This is a genomic window from Belliella filtrata (assembly GCF_022549775.1).
GTDB lineage: Bacteria > Bacteroidota > Bacteroidia > Cytophagales > Cyclobacteriaceae > Belliella > Belliella filtrata.
Genome location: NZ_JAKZGP010000001.1, coordinates 219,063 through 237,412, shown reverse-complemented (window position 1 = coordinate 237,412; position 18,350 = coordinate 219,063). Strand labels below are relative to the sequence as shown.

13 protein-coding genes are annotated in these 18,350 nt (G+C 39.2%); 11 read left to right on the top strand and 2 right to left on the bottom strand.

What is annotated here, in order from left to right; translation table 11 throughout:
* Positions 1-7 precede the first annotated feature (7 nt).
* Positions 8-589, top strand: a complete 582-nt coding sequence (locus tag MM239_RS00990) for a glycosyltransferase family 4 protein (protein WP_241345892.1) — start codon at positions 8-10, stop codon at positions 587-589.
* Between the two features lie 14 nt (positions 590-603).
* On the top strand, positions 604-1,740 hold the full coding sequence (locus tag MM239_RS00985; RefSeq protein ID WP_241345891.1) for a glycosyltransferase: 1,137 nt from the start codon (positions 604-606) through the stop codon (positions 1,738-1,740).
* A gap of 7 nt (positions 1,741-1,747) precedes the next feature.
* On the opposite strand, the gene MM239_RS00980 is transcribed toward MM239_RS00985, so the two are convergent.
* Positions 1,748-2,149 (bottom strand): hypothetical protein, encoded by a 402-nt coding sequence (locus MM239_RS00980; protein ID WP_241345890.1) that lies wholly within the window; start codon positions 2,147-2,149, stop codon positions 1,748-1,750.
* An 18-nt stretch (positions 2,150-2,167) separates the two neighbouring features.
* Entirely contained in the window at positions 2,168-2,869 is a 702-nt protein-coding gene (locus tag MM239_RS00975) for a hypothetical protein (RefSeq protein ID WP_241345889.1), read from the bottom strand.
* Between the two features lie 439 nt (positions 2,870-3,308).
* Between MM239_RS00975 and MM239_RS00970 the strand changes: the two genes are divergently transcribed.
* The 9 genes from MM239_RS00970 to fumC all read left to right on the top strand — a co-directional run bounded on the left by MM239_RS00970 (position 3,309) and on the right by fumC (position 18,299).
* On the top strand, positions 3,309-3,692 hold the full coding sequence (locus tag MM239_RS00970) for a RidA family protein (protein WP_241345888.1): 384 nt from the start codon (positions 3,309-3,311) through the stop codon (positions 3,690-3,692).
* A 187-nt stretch (positions 3,693-3,879) separates the two neighbouring features.
* Entirely contained in the window at positions 3,880-4,137 is a 258-nt protein-coding gene (locus MM239_RS00965) for a hypothetical protein (RefSeq protein ID WP_241345887.1), read from the top strand.
* Positions 4,138-4,235: 98 nt separating this feature from the next.
* On the top strand, positions 4,236-4,883 hold the full coding sequence (locus MM239_RS00960) for an RNA polymerase sigma factor (protein WP_241345886.1): 648 nt from the start codon (positions 4,236-4,238) through the stop codon (positions 4,881-4,883).
* 23 nt (positions 4,884-4,906) lie between these two features.
* Complete coding sequence (locus MM239_RS00955; RefSeq protein ID WP_241345885.1) at positions 4,907-5,941, top strand: FecR family protein; 1,035 nt, start codon at positions 4,907-4,909, stop codon at positions 5,939-5,941.
* A 549-nt stretch (positions 5,942-6,490) separates the two neighbouring features.
* Positions 6,491-9,598, top strand: coding sequence for a SusC/RagA family TonB-linked outer membrane protein (locus MM239_RS00950; RefSeq protein WP_241345991.1), 3,108 nt, complete (start codon positions 6,491-6,493; stop codon positions 9,596-9,598).
* 145 nt (positions 9,599-9,743) lie between these two features.
* Entirely contained in the window at positions 9,744-11,600 is a 1,857-nt protein-coding gene (locus tag MM239_RS00945; protein WP_241345884.1) for a RagB/SusD family nutrient uptake outer membrane protein, read from the top strand.
* 290 nt (positions 11,601-11,890) lie between these two features.
* Complete coding sequence (locus MM239_RS00940; RefSeq protein ID WP_449495058.1) at positions 11,891-15,043, top strand: VCBS repeat-containing protein; 3,153 nt, start codon at positions 11,891-11,893, stop codon at positions 15,041-15,043.
* Between the two features lie 135 nt (positions 15,044-15,178).
* Positions 15,179-16,522, top strand: a complete 1,344-nt coding sequence (locus MM239_RS00935; protein WP_241345882.1) for a vanadium-dependent haloperoxidase — start codon at positions 15,179-15,181, stop codon at positions 16,520-16,522.
* 376 nt (positions 16,523-16,898) lie between these two features.
* The gene (gene fumC / locus MM239_RS00930) at positions 16,899-18,299 is read left to right on the top strand and encodes a class II fumarate hydratase (RefSeq protein ID WP_241345881.1); all 1,401 of its coding nucleotides are present in this window, start codon (positions 16,899-16,901) and stop codon (positions 18,297-18,299) included.
* Positions 18,300-18,350: the final 51 nt, after the last annotated feature.

Here is an 18,350-nt window from a genome sequence, read left to right as displayed (position 1 = left end):
CAACAGAATGAAAATCACCCACATTGACCCCAGCCCATTCTTGCAACCAGAACAAGATGCAAGATACTATCTGCAACTGCCCATGGATAAATGGGTAATTTGTATCACTGTACCACTCGATAACACACTCTGTACTGAATACTTTAGTGTATTGATGAAAAAGCTTTTTGATGTTTTAGCAGATATACACCTCATCGTTTTGTTTGATCTAGATGATGCTACCTTACAAGAAAAATTCGAAAATAAGTTGAAAAGCTTAGGAAAACAGTCCAATATCACAATAATCAAACAAACAAGGTATCTTGCTGATGCACTGAAAGCTTCTGACGTTTTTATTTCGCCAACGTTCGTTTATGAGAATCATGACAACAGAATACTTAAAGCAATGGCATGTGGCCTTCCAGTAATTACTTTGGAAAACGAGCATACATCAGAGATGATCATTGATGAAAAAACAGGCTATTTGATTGATTTTAACAATATTGATAACCTTATAGAAAAGTTATCGACATTGAAAAGTAACCAAGAATTGGCAAATTCATTAGGAAAAATGGCTCAAAAAAGAATTCTTGAAAACTTCAGCATCTAATTTAACCTAAACCCATGAAATCCCGACCAAAAACGCCAAACCTAAAAGTTGCCATTCTAGGTGCCAAAGGATACCCGTATGTATATGGTGGCTATGATACCATGGTAAAGGAACTTGGTGAAAGATTACAAAAACGTGGGGTCGAGGTCACCGTGTACTGTCACAGGGCACTTTTCAAAGATAAGCCAGCCTATGTCAATGGAATCAGGCTCGTGTACACTCCAGCCATTGAAAAGAAGAGCCTGACCCAGCTTACTCATTCTTTTGTCTCTATGCTTCATGCTTGCTTTACAGATGTCGATGTGATATTTGTTGTCAACTCTGGAAATGGCCCATTTGGCATTATCTCTAGGATATTCAGGAAACCTACCGCCATCAATGTGGACGGACTAGAGTGGTTGAGGCCCAAATGGAAAGGCTTAGGTGCAAAATATTTTCTGTGGGCATCCAAAATGGCAACTAAATTCTACGACCAAGTGATCAATGACTCCGACGAGATGCAAAGAATCTATCGAGAACTATTCCATGTCGATTCTCAAGTGATCGCCTATGGTGCCAACCCATCACTAAGTGCCGATGCTTCCAGAATCTCAAAATGGAACTTGGAAAAAGAAAGCTACTTCCTCATCGTTGGAAGATTAGTACCAGACAACAATGCCGATATCATCATCCAGGGATTTGTCAGGTCAAATTCCAAGCGTAAGCTTGTGATCGTAGGAGACGTTCCTTTCAAAGACAGCTATGTGGATAACTTGAAATCTATAAAAGACGACAGACTACTTTTCACTGGCTATGTCACAGATCCTGAGGAGCTAAAGTCCTTGTATCACAACTGCTACGCATACTTTCATGGTCACGAATATGGAGGAACTAACCCAGCCATGCTCAAGGCGCTTGGATATGGATGTGCGATCTTAGCGCTGAACACTGCCTTCAATCAAGAAATGCTTCAGAATGGAAAACATGGGAAGTATTTTGAGAAAAACCCCGAAGCGGTAAAGACACTTATCCACATTGCTGAATCCGAACCAGACACCATGCAAGCACTCCGAGATACCGCTCGCGCAGGCCTCACACAAAAGTACAATTGGGATCATGTCACAGACCAATATCTCCAAGTTTTCAAGTCCCTAAGTAATAAACATGGATAGCATTTGGTCAGTTGGATAAATGGAGTAGGTAATATCTATCAAAAACCAAACGCTTCAAATACATCCCCTCATCTTTCTCCCTGATCAAAAAAGAAACTGTGTCTCCCTTAACTTGAGGGATTAGATCTGGATATTCTATCAAATACAAAGAATCTGCAATCTCTACTTCACAAATAATCATTTCATCCAAATCAATTTTCATCAACATCCATCTGTAAATATCTAAACCAGTTTCCCTTTCTCTAGTATCAAATGAGTGATAGGAAGCATAAAACACTCTTTCAGATGAATGTTGATCAGAAACTAAACCATTAAACTGATCTGTGAATGGGGCAGTAAATGGACTATCCGTATAGTAACCAATGACGGGATCAAAATGATCTGATTCTAGCTTATATACACCATCCAAATCCCCGTTTGTTAAGTACTACTTTAATATTGGTACTCCTGCTACATTAAGGATATAAACACTTTCATCCTTGAGGATAATATTTTCATTTCCACTCAACACCAATTTCCCTTCAGTATATGGTTTTGGATAATTTCCAAAGCTTAAAATGAAGTTACCTTCTAAATCAAATACTGTCACCAAATGGGATTTTTTGAAATTATCACTTAATGTTCCACCAGAATATTCTGTAATAATAAAAATTTCATCTTCTTTGACTTCAAATAAAACATCATAATATGGCTTAAGAAGTTCATTTTCAAACTTTAAGTCTATTGTTCTCAAATATTTCTTATTCAGGTCAAATACATAAATCTTACTTAGAAGATGATTTAATAAGTAAAACCTTTCTCCATCAACAGCAAAATCAGAGTAGCGCTTTTTGGGGATGATAAACGAATCAATACTATCCATCTCAAAATTCATCAAAAAATCACCCTTCTTGGTATGAAACAGGTTGATACTGGCAAAAGTACCATCACCAAACCCTAGAATGCTATCATTATATACTTTGGTATTCTTCTTATATGATATGCTAAACTTACTATCATCAATCAAGACGGAATCTACAATTATATAAGACCCTGGGATGATTTCAAACTGCTTATCTTCAGATCTGCTGCATGAAGTAAATAAAGCAATCAGTGAAAAAAGAATAAAGGGAAGTTTCAGTTTGGACATTTACTTTTAGTAGTTAATAGACAACTAAAATACACCACTTTAAGACTAAAGTTCAACTTAAATCCTGCGCGATTATACGCAAAAAGCAAGCTGGTCAATATAAAGATACCTGAATTAAGCAATTCATTGAGAAAATCGATGGAAAGTGATATAAGACTTTTCAAATTTCACTCCAAGGTTGGTAATCAATAAATACCTAATATCGGCAGACCCTTCAGGTTTTTATTGGCTACCAAATAGGAATAAGAAATAATCAAGTGAAACCTATAAGGTCTATAGTTACTATAAATCAATCGAATACAACATTCTTCTGCGGATTTTAGGATAAAGCTTAAATAGTAGCATTCATTATGAAAAGCCATGGAATAATCAGAAACTTATTGAAATTTGCACACATGCTGAAATCAGCGCTATCTTTGAAAATATAAACTACATCCAAATGGAAAAAGAAATCATCTATTCTCAAGAAGCTCCTGCTCCTATTGGCCCATATAGCCAAGCAGTCAAAGCAGGCAATACACTATACATATCTGGTCAGATCGCTCTTGATGCAGATACTGGTGAGCTGATCAACGAAAACATTACCGAAGAAACTCATGCCGTGATGAAAAATCTCGAGGCAGTGCTTAGAAAAGCAGGGTTTGGGTTCGCCGACGTAGTGAAATGCACTATTTTTATCAAAGATATGGGACAGTTTTCGACCATCAATGAAGCATATGGTCAATATTTCAAATCTAGCCCTCCTGCAAGAGAGACTGTAGAAGTCAGCAGATTACCTAAAGATGTACAAGTAGAAATTTCCTGCATTGCTGTTAAGCTTTGAGCCAAATAAGCAAAGACAAACCTATTCAAAACATCAACTTCATGCTGAAGAAGTCCCCTTTTTTGAAAATGGGGTTGGCCAAATCATAATCAAAGCGGATAATATGAAAATTGCATTGGCAATTTGCTTCGAAAGTTTACTGGGCATTTATTCATAATACGCTTTCAACCTTGGTGCAAATGTTTATTTGGCAAGTGTAGCAAATTCAGCGAAAGGCATTGAAAAAGCATTAATACATTTCCCAATAATTGCAAAAAAATTTGCAATGCCAGTCCTAATGTCAAACTGCGTAGGATTTTGTGATAATTTTTTAAGTGTTAGCAAAAGTCCCATTTGGACAAAAGACGGTAACTTGTTTGGGCAACTTGATGATAAAAGTGAAGCCCTCTTAATTTTTGACACGGAAAAAGAAGAAGTATTTGCAAAATCTTTTGATTTTATATAGAAAAATTTTTTTCAAGGATTTTTTTTGAAATAATATGGGGTCATTTTGACAATTTACCTCCTCTTAATATTAAGTATTCTAAGAAATACCAACCCAAAATGACCAACAGCACTAAAAACCAAAATAATCAGACAGTCATATTGATTGAGCACGCTGAAGCTGTGAAGCAATATGAAAAAAAACCTGAAATAGAGATTTGGGCAGCTTTTAACAGAGGTGATGAGAAAGCATTTAATTACATCTACCGCTTCCATGCCACAGCTATGTTTGAGTTTGGAATTCAGATCACCAATGATATTGGGGTAGTTCAAGACTGCATTCAGAATATTTTTATCTACCTGAGAAGAAAAAGGGGAGAATTGAAAGAAGTTCACAGCATCAAAGCCTACCTCTTTAAGTCTCTCCAGAGAGAAATCATCAGAAAACTCAAGAAAATCAAATCTAATGAATCTAAGAATATAGATTCTTTTGAAGATTCATTTCAGATTGAATTATCCCATGAGACAAAACTTATCCAGCTGGAAATAGAGACTGAAAAAACCCTACTCATCGAAGATGCTTTGAACAAACTGACAACCAGGCAGAGACAAGCAATTCTATTACTTTATAAAGAAGGAATGTCTTACAAAGAAATAGCAGAAGTGCTCGAGTTCAGTGAAGTAAAATCAGCTCGCAAGTTGATCTATAGGGCATTGGATAGCATCAAATCAATAATTGAAACCAAAATGTTTGGGAGTAACAAGTAATTATTGGCTCAATCCATTAGAAAATGAAATACAACGAATATAAAATACAGCACTTCCTAAGTGACGAATTCTTCATACAATGGGTAGTAAGCCCAGATGATGACAATAAGCATTTTTGGGAAAAATGGCTTTCTGAACATCCTGAAAAGAGGAAAACAGTCCAAAGCGCTGCGGCTATCATTAAGGCTATTCAGTATAAGAAAAATCTTGAACTAAGCGACAAAACTTACATTGATACCTTTGAGAATATCATCAAACATGATCATTCAGAAACAGATCGCTTACAAAAGAAAAGCTCTTCCAGCTGGTACATTTTTTTTTCGTTGAGAAAAATAGCAGCTTCCATTTTCATTGGGTTCATCTGTTGGTTGGGTTACAGTGTAATTTCTAAATCACCCGAAGAACCAGCTCTCACTAGCGAAATATCCTATACCACTAAAAAGAATCCTTTTGGAAAAAAATCAATGATTACCCTCTCAGAAGGAACCATAATCTACCTAAATGCTGGGAGCGAAATTAAATATCCTCGTGAATTTTCAGATTCCTCTAGGAACATAACCCTAACAGGAGAGGCATTTTTTGAGGTCAAAAAAGATGGACGACCATTTATTGTAAAAACTGAAAACAAAATCATACATGTATTGGGTACCAGTTTCAATGTCAACCAAAGCTATACAGGCGATGTATCAGTGGCATTGGTTTCAGGGAAAGTAAGAATTAATGATGAGCTGGGAAATCAAGTTTTATTGGATCCCAAGGAAATGCTCGTCATGAAAGCAGATGGTGGATTTTACAAAACAGAATTTGACCCTTTGGAAACCATAGGCTGGAAAGACAAGCATTTGATATTCAATCGAAACACCTTTGAAGAGGTGAAGATGAAGATCGAAAAATGGTACGGTGTAGAAGTCAAACTAAAAGGAAAAATCAAACCAGGCTGGACATACACCGGTGCCTATGAAAATGAGACCCTTGAAAATGTTTTGGAAGGGATCAAGCTTACCTCTGGTTTCAACTATAAGATCAACAATAAAACCATAACCATTTCAACCTACTAGACTATGAAAAGTATCGCAGAAAATTCCTCATAAAAAATGAAGGCAGGATAAGTTCTGGGGGGAACTACATGCTGCCTTCTGATTTGCCTCTTCTACACTTTAGTTACATCTAAGAGGCAATAGTTCAAGATTTCAACACTTAAACCAGTCAATTTTATGAAAAAAAATATACTTAGACAACTTATTATGCTGTCAAAAAGGATGTTATATGGTTTTTTGATACAACTGTTCTTCTGTTCAGTGTTACTCGCTAATACTAGCAATGCCCAGAGAAAAACCATTGATGAAGTGAGAGTGTCTCTTAACCTTAAAGATCAACCAATCAAAAAGGTGTTCAAGGTAATAGAAGACCAAACAGAATTCAGGTTTACTTTCGAAGATAACCTCCTTTCTCAAAACCAAAAGTTAACCATTGCCGAATATGATAAAACAGTTTATGAGGTACTGGAAAATTTGACCCGACAAACAGAGCTGAGCTTTGTTCAGGTAAACAATAACATACATGTTAAACCCACCACCAAAAAGTCAAAAAACGATCTCGTCACTATCATGCAACAGGCAGATGTGACTGTATCAGGTGTCGTTGTGGATGATTTGGGAGATCCTTTACCAGGAGTGACTATCTTACTAGAAGGAAGTACATTGGGTACTGTGACAGACATTGATGGAAAGTTTACTATAGAAGCACCAGAAAATGGTGTCCTTGTTTTTTCTTTTATTGGATTTATTTCACAAAGGGTGCAATTAGCAGGGCAGTCAACCTTGAACATTACCTTGGCTACTGATTTTCAATCCCTAAGCGAAATCATAGTTGTAGGCTATGGCGAACAAAAGAAAGAAACCATCACGGGATCGGTCGCCACTGTCAAAGGCTCTGAGCTAGTCAAATCACCAGCTTTGAACCTGACAAACTCTATCGCTGGACGAATGTCTGGTGTAGTGGCAGTCAATAGGAGTGGAGAGCCTGGCTATGATGGCTCTGGAATCAGGATCAGAGGTTCAAATACCCTAGGTAACAATGATGCATTGATAGTCATAGATGGGATTCCTGCAAGGGCTGGAGGTATAGAAAGACTGAATCCCAATGATATAGAATCTATCTCTGTACTGAAAGATGCTTCTGCTGCGATCTATGGGGCAAGGGCTGCCAATGGGGTAATCTTAGTCACTACCAAAAGGGGAAAAAGTGGAAAGCCTGAACTTTCCTACCAATTCAACCAAGGTTTTGCTCAACCTACTGTCGTTCCTAGACTTGCCAACGCTGCCCAATATGGACAAATGCTCAATGACTTGAGTGTTTACGAACTGCCTGTTTCTGAGTGGCAGGCTGCTACTACAGGATTTGCCACTTCTGGCACCTATACCAGACCTAATGGACAAATCAGAAATGCTCCATTCAGTCCAGAAGCATTGGCTTTGCATAGAGCAGGCACTGATCCATGGAACTATCCAGATACAGATTGGTATGCCGCCACCCTGAAGACCTGGTCACCACAATCCAGACACAATGTCCAGCTAAACGGTGGCAGTGAGAACATCAATTATATGGCTTCCATTGGTTATCAAAATCAAGATGCATATTATAAAAACTCAGCAACTGGATACAAGCAGTACGATATGCGCCTCAACCTTGATGCAAAGATCAACGACCACATCGACATGCAAATAGGTGTAATGGGAAGAAGAGAACAAAGATTCTTCCCTACAAGACCTGCATCGGCAATTTTCCGAATGCAGATGCGCGGCAAGCCCAATGAACCAGCTTTTTGGCCTGATGGAAGACCTGGTCCCGATATAGAGAATGGAGAAAACCCAGTAGTAATCACTACCAATGCTACTGGTTATGACCGAGAAATAAGAGACTATTTCCAAACAAATGGAGCATTAAATATAAAAATACCTGGAGTAGAAGGACTGAAATTCACAGGTACTGCTGCGGTGGATAACCTGAGTCAGTTTAACAAAAGGTGGGAAACCCCTTGGATTCTGTACCAAAGAGGTAGTGGCTTCGAAGCTGACGGAACTACACCTATACTCGTTCCTACAGAAAGAGGTCCTGCAGAACCAAGATTGAGACAATCCAACTACAACCAATTGAACATCTTGCTAGGCGGTGTATTCACTTATGAGAAGCAATTCGGTGACCACGGATTCCAAACTTTAGCAGGTACCAATAAAGAAACCGTGAATGCAGACGATTTCTTTGCATATAGAAGATTCTTTATTTCTACAGCAATAGATCAGATGTTTGCAGGAGGTGATGAAGAAAAAGACAACGGAGGTGGAGCCTTCGAGCGCGCTAGGCTGAACTACTTCGGTAGGGTAGCTTACAACTTTAAGGAAAAGTACCTGATGGAGTTTCTTTGGAGGTATGATGCTTCTTACATTTTCCCAAGAGATACGAGATATGGGTTCTTTCCTGGTGTGATGGCAGGCTGGGTAGTTTCCGAAGAGAACTTCTGGAAAAACTCACTCCCTGCATTTGACTTTTTCAAAATAAGAGGTTCTTGGGGACAAATGGGGAATGACCAGATTTTCTATGAAGATGCACTTCAGGAATATCAATTCCTGTCCACTTACGGATTTAGGAGTCATATACTCGAAGGGCAAGAAACAAAAACCTTATATGAAACCAGAGTACCTAACAATATGATTACCTGGGAAGTAGCCAACAACAGCAATATTGGAATTGAAGGCCAATTGCTACAAGGTCGTATATTCTTCGAATTTGATGTTTTTTATAACAAAAGAACAAACATCCTATGGAGAAGAAACGCATCGATCCCACAAAGCACAGGACTGTCCTCATTGTTACCAGCAGAAAACATCGGCGAAATCGAGAACAAGGGCTTTGATATCAACTTAGGATATCGTGGTTCCAAGGGAGAATTGAAGTACAGTATAAGTGTCAATGGCGGATATGCCAAAAACAAAATCCTATTCTGGGACGAACCTCCAGGAGCTGAGGAATGGCAGAGAAGTACTGGTAGGCCTATGAATGCGCCAGGGCCTATATATATATATGATGGTGTATTCAGAGATCAGGAAGATATTGCACGCAATACACTAGACTATTCTGCAATTACCAATGAACTGCGCCCAGGAGACATGAAGTTCAAAGATGTAAATGGAGATGGTATCATTTCACCTTTGGATAGGGTAAGGTTAGACAAAAATGACATCCCAAGATTCCAAGGAGGTATGATACTCAATGGAAGTTACAAGAATTTTGATTTATCTGTACTTTTCCAAGGTGCCACTGGTGCAATCACTCTTGTGAGTGCTGGAGAATCTGGAAATATCGGAAACTACCTTTTGGATTTCTATGAAAACAGATGGACTGTAGAAAACCCAAGCAGCGTACACCCAAGAATAGCCAATCGAGGAGATCAATATTATTCTGATGGGGATAACAACAATACCTATTGGTATAGAGAAACTGACTACATCAGACTGAAAAACATTGAGTTTGGCTATACACTACCTATACAGCTTGGTTCCAAGATAGGAGTAAACAACCTCCGGTTTTACTTAAATGGACTCAATCTGATAACATGGGACAAGCTGAAGGTATTTGATCCTGAATCTAATAATTCCACAGGACAATATTATCCACAAGCTAGAGTAATCAATGGTGGCTTTTCAGTCACATTCTAAAATTTGAGCTTTGTTATGAAATCGAGCTTGTCTGATACAAGTGGGCTTTTCTGAAGCAGACGTTTATGATTAGAGCGTCACATAGGGAGATGATTATACCTATGCGAAGATTCCATGTGACCATTAAATAACAAAATATAAACACATGAAAAAATATAATAGAATATACCTACTCACTTTCTTGCTAACAGGATGGTTGGTAAGCTGTAATGATGATTTTCTTGACACCTCTCCTCTTGGGGAAGTAGCAGAATCTGCAGTTTGGAGCGATGCCGGTTTGGCAGAAGCTTTTGTTACGGATATTTATGGTGGATTAGTTTGGGGTGGATTCAATGAACAAGCTCTTGCATCCTTGACTGATGAAGCCATATTTACCCATCCTGGTAGAGGTATCACAGTGGTGACAGAAGCCCGGTCCAATCCCGAAAACCCTGGATGGATCGATGACTCTAGAGTATGGTCAAATATGTACGCAAGACTGCGCTCCACCAATATTGCCATCGAAAAATTATCTGATCCGCAATTTGAAAATACTGGAGGTATTGTAGACCGGCTGTTGGGTGAGGCAACATTTATGCGAGCATATTTCTCTCATCAATTGCTGAGAAATTATGCTGCATTTCCTATTGCTGACAGAACTTATAAGCTAGGTGAAGAAACTTATGAGATTCCTAGAAACACTTTCGAAGAATGCGTCAATTTCATCATTGCAGATCTTGATAAAGCTGCTCAACTCCTTGATGGGCATAACCTGATAAGAGGAAGAGCAAACAGAGTAGCCGCCCTGGCACTCAAAGCAAGAGTCTTGCTATATGCAGCAAGTGATCTCCACGACATCCCTACCGCATCTGCCAATTCCCCTATTATTTCCAGCTACTCCAACAAAGAATTATTAGGCTACATTAGTGGAAATAGAATAGAAAGATGGCAACGTGCAAAGGACGCAGCAAAAGCAGCCATGGATCTTATGCCAGGAAACCAGCTGCAATTGACCACCCCTCTCAGCGCAGAACAAGCCGCTACTGTATACAACAACAACTCCTTATCAAGAAATGGTGGAGAAAATGAAATGATCTTTGGCAGGTATTATCTCAATTCCAAACCAGAGTGGGGAGGAAGACAAGGTCTTTTCAATGGCCCAAATGGTTACAACAACTGGGCAGGTAATACGCCAATACAATTGATGATCGATGATTATGAAATGATGGATGGCAGTGATTTCGATTGGAGCAATCCTGAACATGCCAGTGCTCCATATGACAACAGAGACCCAAGGTTGTATGCCACATTCCTTTATGATGGTGCACAGTGGAAGCCAAGATCACCCGCCAATCAGTCCCGAGATCCCCTCGGGCAAATCCAGACTGGTAGCTATGAAGTGACCAACGCTTCAGGTGCCAAAGTTACCCACTGGGGTCTAGATACCAGAAGTAGCCCTATAGAAGATTGGAACGGAAGTTATACTGGCTATTATGTCAGAAAATTCATAGAACCAGACCCTGCACATGTTGATCAAAATACCTGGCAAGAAATCCCTTGGCCAGCGATTCGGGTAACGGAAGTCGTCATGAATTATATCGAAGCATGTATTGAACTTGGTCAAGAGGATGAAGCAAGATCATGGTTGAACAAGATCAGGTTTAGGGCAGGTATGCCTGCAATTACTGCTTCTGGACAAGAACTGAGAGAGAAATACATCAATGAAAGACGAGTGGAGCTTGCTTTTGAAGAGCAGCGATACTACGATACCCGAAGATGGATGATTGCTCCACAGACTTTGGGACGCCAAGCCAATGGAATACAAATCCGTGGAACGCTAAAGCCAGGCCAATCCAATACGCTATACAGATACGACCCAGAAATCTATGACTATAATTATCAGGTGTTTGATATTGATCCTGGCAAAGAAAATAGATTATGGTTGGACAAAATGTACTGGATGCCTATACATTTTGATGAAATCAACAGAAATTCAGAACTGATGCAAAATCCAGGATACTAATAACCTATTAACCCTCAAGTAAGCAACTTAAACAAGAAACATAGGTTTTTTGGTTAAGTTGCTTTTTTATTTGTGATGTTTTGATAAATTGCCTTATGCCAAAATTCCACCGTTTTATTATACAAATCTGTGCTTTGCTTTTATTAAACGCATGTTCTGAATCTATTGACTCTGCTGAAAACAATAATTCCGATGATCCTGCACAACCTTTGTTTGAATTGCTAAGTACTGAGTATACGGGCATAGATTTCAACAATGAACTGACCGAAGGGCTGAATACAAACGTACTGATGTACGAATATTTTTACAATGGTGGTGGCGTAGCTGTAGGAGATCTCAACGGCGACGGTCTCGATGATATATATTTCACGGGAAATATGGTTCCCAACAGGCTTTACCTCAACAAAGGAAAACTTAAGTTTGAAGACATTACTACATCCTCAGGGGTAGCGGGCAGGCCAGGCCCTTGGACCACGGGAGTCACTATGGTCGACATCAATGGAGACGGACTTTTGGATATTTATATATGCTACTCTGGTAGTGTCGCAGCAGAAAAAAGAAAAAACCAACTGTTTATCCATCAGGGAATAAATGATTCAGGCATTCCAATATTCAAAGACGAGGCGGAAAATTATGGTTTGGCCATTGACTCTTATTCCACTCAAGCTGTGTTTTTCGATTATGATAAAGATGGAGATTTGGACCTGTTTTTATTAAACCACAATCCCAAGTCACTACCCGTCCTAGATGAAGCAAGTACAGCGGAATTATTGAAACATCAAGATCCGGCAGGTTCTCAACTATTCAGAAATGATAATGGGAAATTTAAAGAAGTTACCCAAAAAGCAGGAATCCAAAACTCTGCACTTTCCTATGGTTTAGGAGTAGGTATTGCGGACCTCAATGGAGACGGATGGCCGGATATATATGTCAGTAATGATTACATGGCACCTGACTACTTATACATCAATAATCGAGATGGAACTTTCAAAGACATGATCAAAGAATCTTTGGGACACATCAGTCAGTTTTCTATGGGAAATGAAGTGGTTGATATCAATAATGATGGGCTCTTGGACATTTTTACTATAGACATGCTTCCGGAAGGTAATAAAAGGCAAAAACTCCTGATGGCTCCTGATAATTATGAAAAATTTGACTTCATGGTAGGTGCTGGTTTTCACCACCAATACATGAGAAACATGCTGCATCTCAACCACGGAAATGGGTACTTTAGTGAAATAGGTCAGCTAGCAGGTATATCCAATACGGATTGGAGCTGGGCGGCATTGTTTGCCGATTTTGATAACGATGGTTGGAAAGACCTTTTCATCACCAATGGATATTTGAGGGACTATACAAATTTAGATTTCCTCAAATACATGGGGGATTATGTACAAACACATGAGGGAAACCTCAAAAGGCAAAATGTATTGGAGCTGGTCAATAAAATCCCTGCCTCTGACATTGTCAATTATATTTTCAAAAACCAATCTGGGATATCTTTCGAAAATACAACCAAAAATTGGGGGATAAATCATGTCTCTAATAGCAATGGGGCTGCTTATGCTGATTTAGACAATGATGGAGATCTTGAACTCATAGTCAATAATGTCAATCTTCCAGCCTCGATATTCAAAAATACATCCGAGATTCACTTAGGTAACAGATACTTGAAAGTTGTTTTAGAGGGTGAAGGCAAAAACAGGTTTGGACTAGGCTCAAAGGTAAGTGTCTATCATGACGGTAAATTTCAGGTCATCGAACAGATGCCTACCAGAGGTTACCAATCAAGTGTATCTCCTGTCATTCACTTTGGACTTGGAGATTCAGAAAAAGTAGATTCTTTGGTCATCGAGTGGCTCAATGGCAATACCCAAACACTAAAGGCTATAGCTTCTAACCAAAAACTGACTATCTACGAAAAAGAAGCTAAAAAGCCTGTCTTATCGAAAAAAAACAACCTCAAAAAACTTTTCAACCTTATCAATTCACCATTCCCTGACCAACAAGTAAGGGTGACCAATGATTTTAAGAGACAGGCATTGCTGGTCAATCCACTCTCAGCATCAAAAACGGCCATGGGAATGGCTGATATCAATGGTGACGGGCTTGATGATGTATTTATTGGTGGATTGGCTGGATATTCCGCCAAGATATATCTACAAAAAAAATCAGGAGGATACACGCTACATCCTCAAACAGACATATTTGATCAGCAAAAAAACGCTGAGGATACTGATGTATTGTTTTTCGATGCCAATGGCAATGGACACTTGGATATTTATGTTGCACGAGGTGGCTACGGGAATTTTTCCCCAGAAGATCCCGATCTTCAAGACATGCTTTACCTCAATGATGGACTCGGCCATCTGACACCTTCTCCATCTCACCTACCAAAAATGCTCAGCAGCACAAGTTGCGTTAGGGTTTCTGATATCGATGGTGACGGTCATCCCGATTTGTTTGTCGGTGGTCGGGTTATCCCAGGAAAATACCCTGAATTACCTAGGAGCTATATCCTGATTAATGATGGTAGTGGAAAATTCCAAGATCAGACTGAGCAATACAATGCTGCACTTAAGCAAATCGGCTTGGTAACAGATGCTGCTTGGAAAGATTTGGATGGAGATGGTAAAGAGGATTTGGTGCTGGTGGGAGAATGGATGCCTATCACTGTGTTTTTGAACAAAGGAAACAAACTTGTATTTGCTACAGAAGACTACTTTGACCAAGAGTATAAAGGTTGGTGGAACACATTGACCATTCAGGATATAGATGAAAATGGAAACCAAGAGATTATCGTGGGAAATTATGGGTCAAACAGTCAAGTAAAAGCTAACCCAAGTGAGCCGGTTGAGCTATTTTACAAAGATTTTGACCAAAATGGATCAGTCGATCCCATACTTACGTTTTATATACAGGGAGAATCATACCCCTTCTTGACAAGAGATGAATTATTGGAACAGTTTACGAACAAAAGAGCTAAATTCCCCAGTTATGAAAGTTTTTCCTCTGCCAAGATTGAAGATATATTTGATAAGGAAGAAATGAAAGGAGCTGGGCACCTGATGGCAAATTACCTAAAAACTGCTGTGTTCAAATTGGGCACTGATGGCAAATTTAGACCTCAAGAAATCCCAATAGAGGCTCAGTTTGCACCAGTTCATGCTATTCACCATTTTCAAAGCCCTGATACAGGAATAAAATATCTATTGATGGCTGGAAATACAGAAACTGGTAGATTGAGAATCGGAAAAATAGATGCCAATCATGGGTTATTGTTTCAAATAGATCAAAATGGAGATTTGAAATATATTCCCCAAAACATATCAGGGCTACAATTGATAGGAGATACGAGAAATATCGTCAAAAAGAATGAAAATACATTCTTGTTCAATATAATTGGACGAGGAATTGTCCGCTATGAATTTAAAGATTGAGTTATGGATTTCCCAAGTTGGGATGCAAAAGAATAGAAGTTGGAATTGGCTTGCCTAGACATTTATGATCTCAACAAAAAAATATTTGAAGCTACGAGCTACTATCAAAAGGAACAGAAATAACCAAAACGAAGTATGCTTTATAAATTACTAAAAACAGCATTCAATATTAACCTCGCAGGATTGATACTGCTTGCCCAGTTATCTTGCCAATCTTCTTCTAATGAGCCCGTAAGTATTTCTCCTTATGAAATCTCTCAGGTCATAGGCCAAGTAACTGAAGTCATGGTACATGATGTCACCAACCCTCCATTGGCGGCGAGGTTTTTTGCCTATATAAGTCTTTCTGGATTAGTGGCATTGAATGATTCTACTACAAATATTCTTCTATCCAAAATCAATGATTACCCAGTAATATCTGTGGAAAACACCAGCTATCCCCATATTCATCCTCAGATAAGTGCTGTTTTGGCAATGCTGCATACTGCATCTTCTATTCAGCCATCTGGATTCCAACATGCAGAACATATAGAAATTTTCAAAGCCAAACACATCGATTTGGGGTTTTCTCCACAGACAATCCTTGATTCGGAAAATTATGCCATATCGATTAGCAAAGAGATTTTGACATTTGCACTTTCTGATAAATATAACCAAACCAGCAACCTACCACGCTATACCCCTATAAAAACAGAGGGAAGCTGGTATCCAACACCTCCAGGATATTTCCCTCCTGTAGAACCCTATTTTCACACTATTCGCCCATTTTTTCTAGATTCAGCAAGCCAATTCGCCCCAATACCCCCTATTGCATTTTCAGATCAGAGAGATTCTGAATTCTTAAAGTTGGCAGAAGAAGTTTACTCTCAGGATCTTACAGAAGAAAAAAAGATAATCGCATCATTTTGGGACTGTAATCCCTTTGCTTTGGAAGATAGGGGGCACCTGATGATAGGTTTAAAAAAAATCTCACCCGGAGCCCATTGGATGGGAATTGCCAATATTGCCTGCAAAGATGCCAAATTAGAGTTCAATAAAGTGATGGAAATCAACACCATCCTAGCAATAACGCTACAAGATGCATTTATGGCCTGCTGGGATGAAAAATACAGAAGTAATAGAATAAGGCCTGAGACAGCCATCCGTAAACACATTGATCCAAAATATGTTCCATTGCTACAGACCCCTCCTTTTCCTGAGTATCTCAGCGGGCACTCTGTGGCTTCTACCGCTTCTGCTGTTATCCTGACAAACTATTTTGGAGATGGTTTTGCCTATACAGATACCGTGGAAATGAAATATGGACTTCCAGCCAGAAGCTTCAGTTCCTTTACTCAAGCTGCCGAAGAAGCTGCTATTTCAAGGTTTTATGGTGGAATTCACTATATGGATGGTATAGTAGAAGGGCAAAAACAAGGGAATCTAGTTGGCAAAAAAATCTTGGAAAAAATCTTTTACACGGAATCTTCTTCCATGTGATCCTAATTTCGAAAGCAACTATAGTTTTATAGCGCCTGAGGGCGTTAATCAAGAGTATTCAATAGCATGGAACAAATAGCGCTTTTAAAAGTTTTTGGATAGGTGGGGAAGCACACTTGCCTAGAACTTCTCTCTTCTGGGTAGCTGCAATAGGAAAGTATAGATATCATTTAAACTTATCTCTTGAGGAAATCCAAACAAACGCTATGGATTATCCCAACGAGATAGTAATTTAGCAACTCCATGTTTTCCACATCCCTTGAAGAGAAAGGACTAATGAATCTACTGATCAAGACAGAAAACATAGAACTTTTAATTTACCGTCTTTTGTTGAATCAGAAGTAATTGAAATCAAACTAAAAATTTTAAAAACATCATGAGTATTAGGATAGAAAAAGACACCATGGGTGCTGTAGAGGTCCCTGCTGACAAGTACTGGGGAGCACAAACACAGAGATCTATCAATAATTTCAAAATCGGAGGTGAGCGAAACCGCATGCCTATCGAAATCATTCGTGCTTTTGCTATTTTGAAAAAATCAGCAGCTCTTACCAACGCAGAGCTTGGTGTATTGGCACAAGATAAAGCCGAGATCATCGCTAAAGTATGTGATGAAATTTTAGAAGGAAAACTGGATGATCAGTTTCCATTGGTAATCTGGCAAACAGGCTCTGGTACACAGTCCAATATGAATTCCAACGAAGTGATCGCTTACAGGGCTCACGTGCTTTTGGGAGGTTCACTAGAAGATGAAAAGAAAAAAATCCACCCAAATGATGATGTGAACAAGTCTCAATCATCAAATGATACTTTCCCTACAGCCATGCATATCGCAGGCTACAAAATGGTCGTGGAGACCACCATTCCGGGTATTGAAAAACTCAGAGATACCTTGCAGGCCAAATCGGAAGAATTCATGAATGTGGTCAAAATCGGTAGAACTCACTTTATGGATGCCACTCCACTTACACTTGGTCAGGAGTTCTCTGGATATGTAGCACAACTAAATCATGGATTACGAGCATTGAAAAATACCCTGCCGCACTTGTCCGAACTTGCACTCGGAGGAACCGCAGTAGGTACTGGACTCAATACTCCAAAGGGATATGCAGAGCTGGTAGCGAAAAAAATAGCTGAATTCTCTGGACAACCGCTTGTCACTGCTCCAAACAAGTTTGAAGCACTAGCAGCTCATGATGCAATCGTAGAAGCTCATGGTGCATTGAAGCAAATCGCAGTAAGTCTCATGAAAATCGCCAATGATATCAGAATGCTTTCATCTGGTCCAAGGTCTGGAATAGGCGAAATTCTAATACCAGAGAATGAGCCTGGATCATCTATCATGCCTGGAAAAGTTAACCCAACTCAAGTGGAAGCCATGACCATGGTCGCTGCTCAAGTAATGGGTAATGATGTTGCTATCTCTGTCGGTGGGTCCAATGGACATTTTGAACTGAACGTATTTAAGCCAATGATGATTGCTAATTTCCTACAATCTGCTAGACTTATAGGTGATGCAGCCGTATCTTTCAATGACAACTGTGCGATAGGAATTGAGCCAAACACACCTTTTATCAAGCAACACTTAGAAAACTCATTGATGCTCGTAACGGCTCTTAATCCACATATTGGCTATGAAAATGCAGCAGCCATTGCTAAGAAAGCACATAGAGAAGGAACTAGCTTGAGGGAAGCTGCCATCGCGCTTGGACTCTTAACCAATGAGCAGTTTGACGAATGGGTGAAACCTGAAGATATGATTGGGAGTTTGAAGTGATAGTTCAAACTTTGTATTAATGAAATAGCCATGCAAGCACGCTGGGCAAAT

Coding starts and splice junctions, on each gene's coding strand:
- MM239_RS00990 (WP_241345892.1), top strand. CDS start 8: ATGAAAATCACCCACATTGACCCCAGCCCATTCTTGCAACCAGAACAA.
- MM239_RS00985 (WP_241345891.1), top strand. CDS start 604: ATGAAATCCCGACCAAAAACGCCAAACCTAAAAGTTGCCATTCTAGGT.
- MM239_RS00975 (WP_241345889.1), bottom strand. CDS start 2,869: ATGTCCAAACTGAAACTTCCCTTTATTCTTTTTTCACTGATTGCTTTA.
- MM239_RS00970 (WP_241345888.1), top strand. CDS start 3,309: ATGGAAAAAGAAATCATCTATTCTCAAGAAGCTCCTGCTCCTATTGGC.
- MM239_RS00960 (WP_241345886.1), top strand. CDS start 4,236: ATGACCAACAGCACTAAAAACCAAAATAATCAGACAGTCATATTGATT.
- MM239_RS00955 (WP_241345885.1), top strand. CDS start 4,907: ATGAAATACAACGAATATAAAATACAGCACTTCCTAAGTGACGAATTC.
- MM239_RS00950 (WP_241345991.1), top strand. CDS start 6,491: ATGCAACAGGCAGATGTGACTGTATCAGGTGTCGTTGTGGATGATTTG.
- MM239_RS00945 (WP_241345884.1), top strand. CDS start 9,744: ATGAAAAAATATAATAGAATATACCTACTCACTTTCTTGCTAACAGGA.
- MM239_RS00940 (WP_449495058.1), top strand. CDS start 11,891: ATGTACGAATATTTTTACAATGGTGGTGGCGTAGCTGTAGGAGATCTC.
- MM239_RS00935 (WP_241345882.1), top strand. CDS start 15,179: ATGCTTTATAAATTACTAAAAACAGCATTCAATATTAACCTCGCAGGA.
- fumC (WP_241345881.1), top strand. CDS start 16,899: ATGAGTATTAGGATAGAAAAAGACACCATGGGTGCTGTAGAGGTCCCT.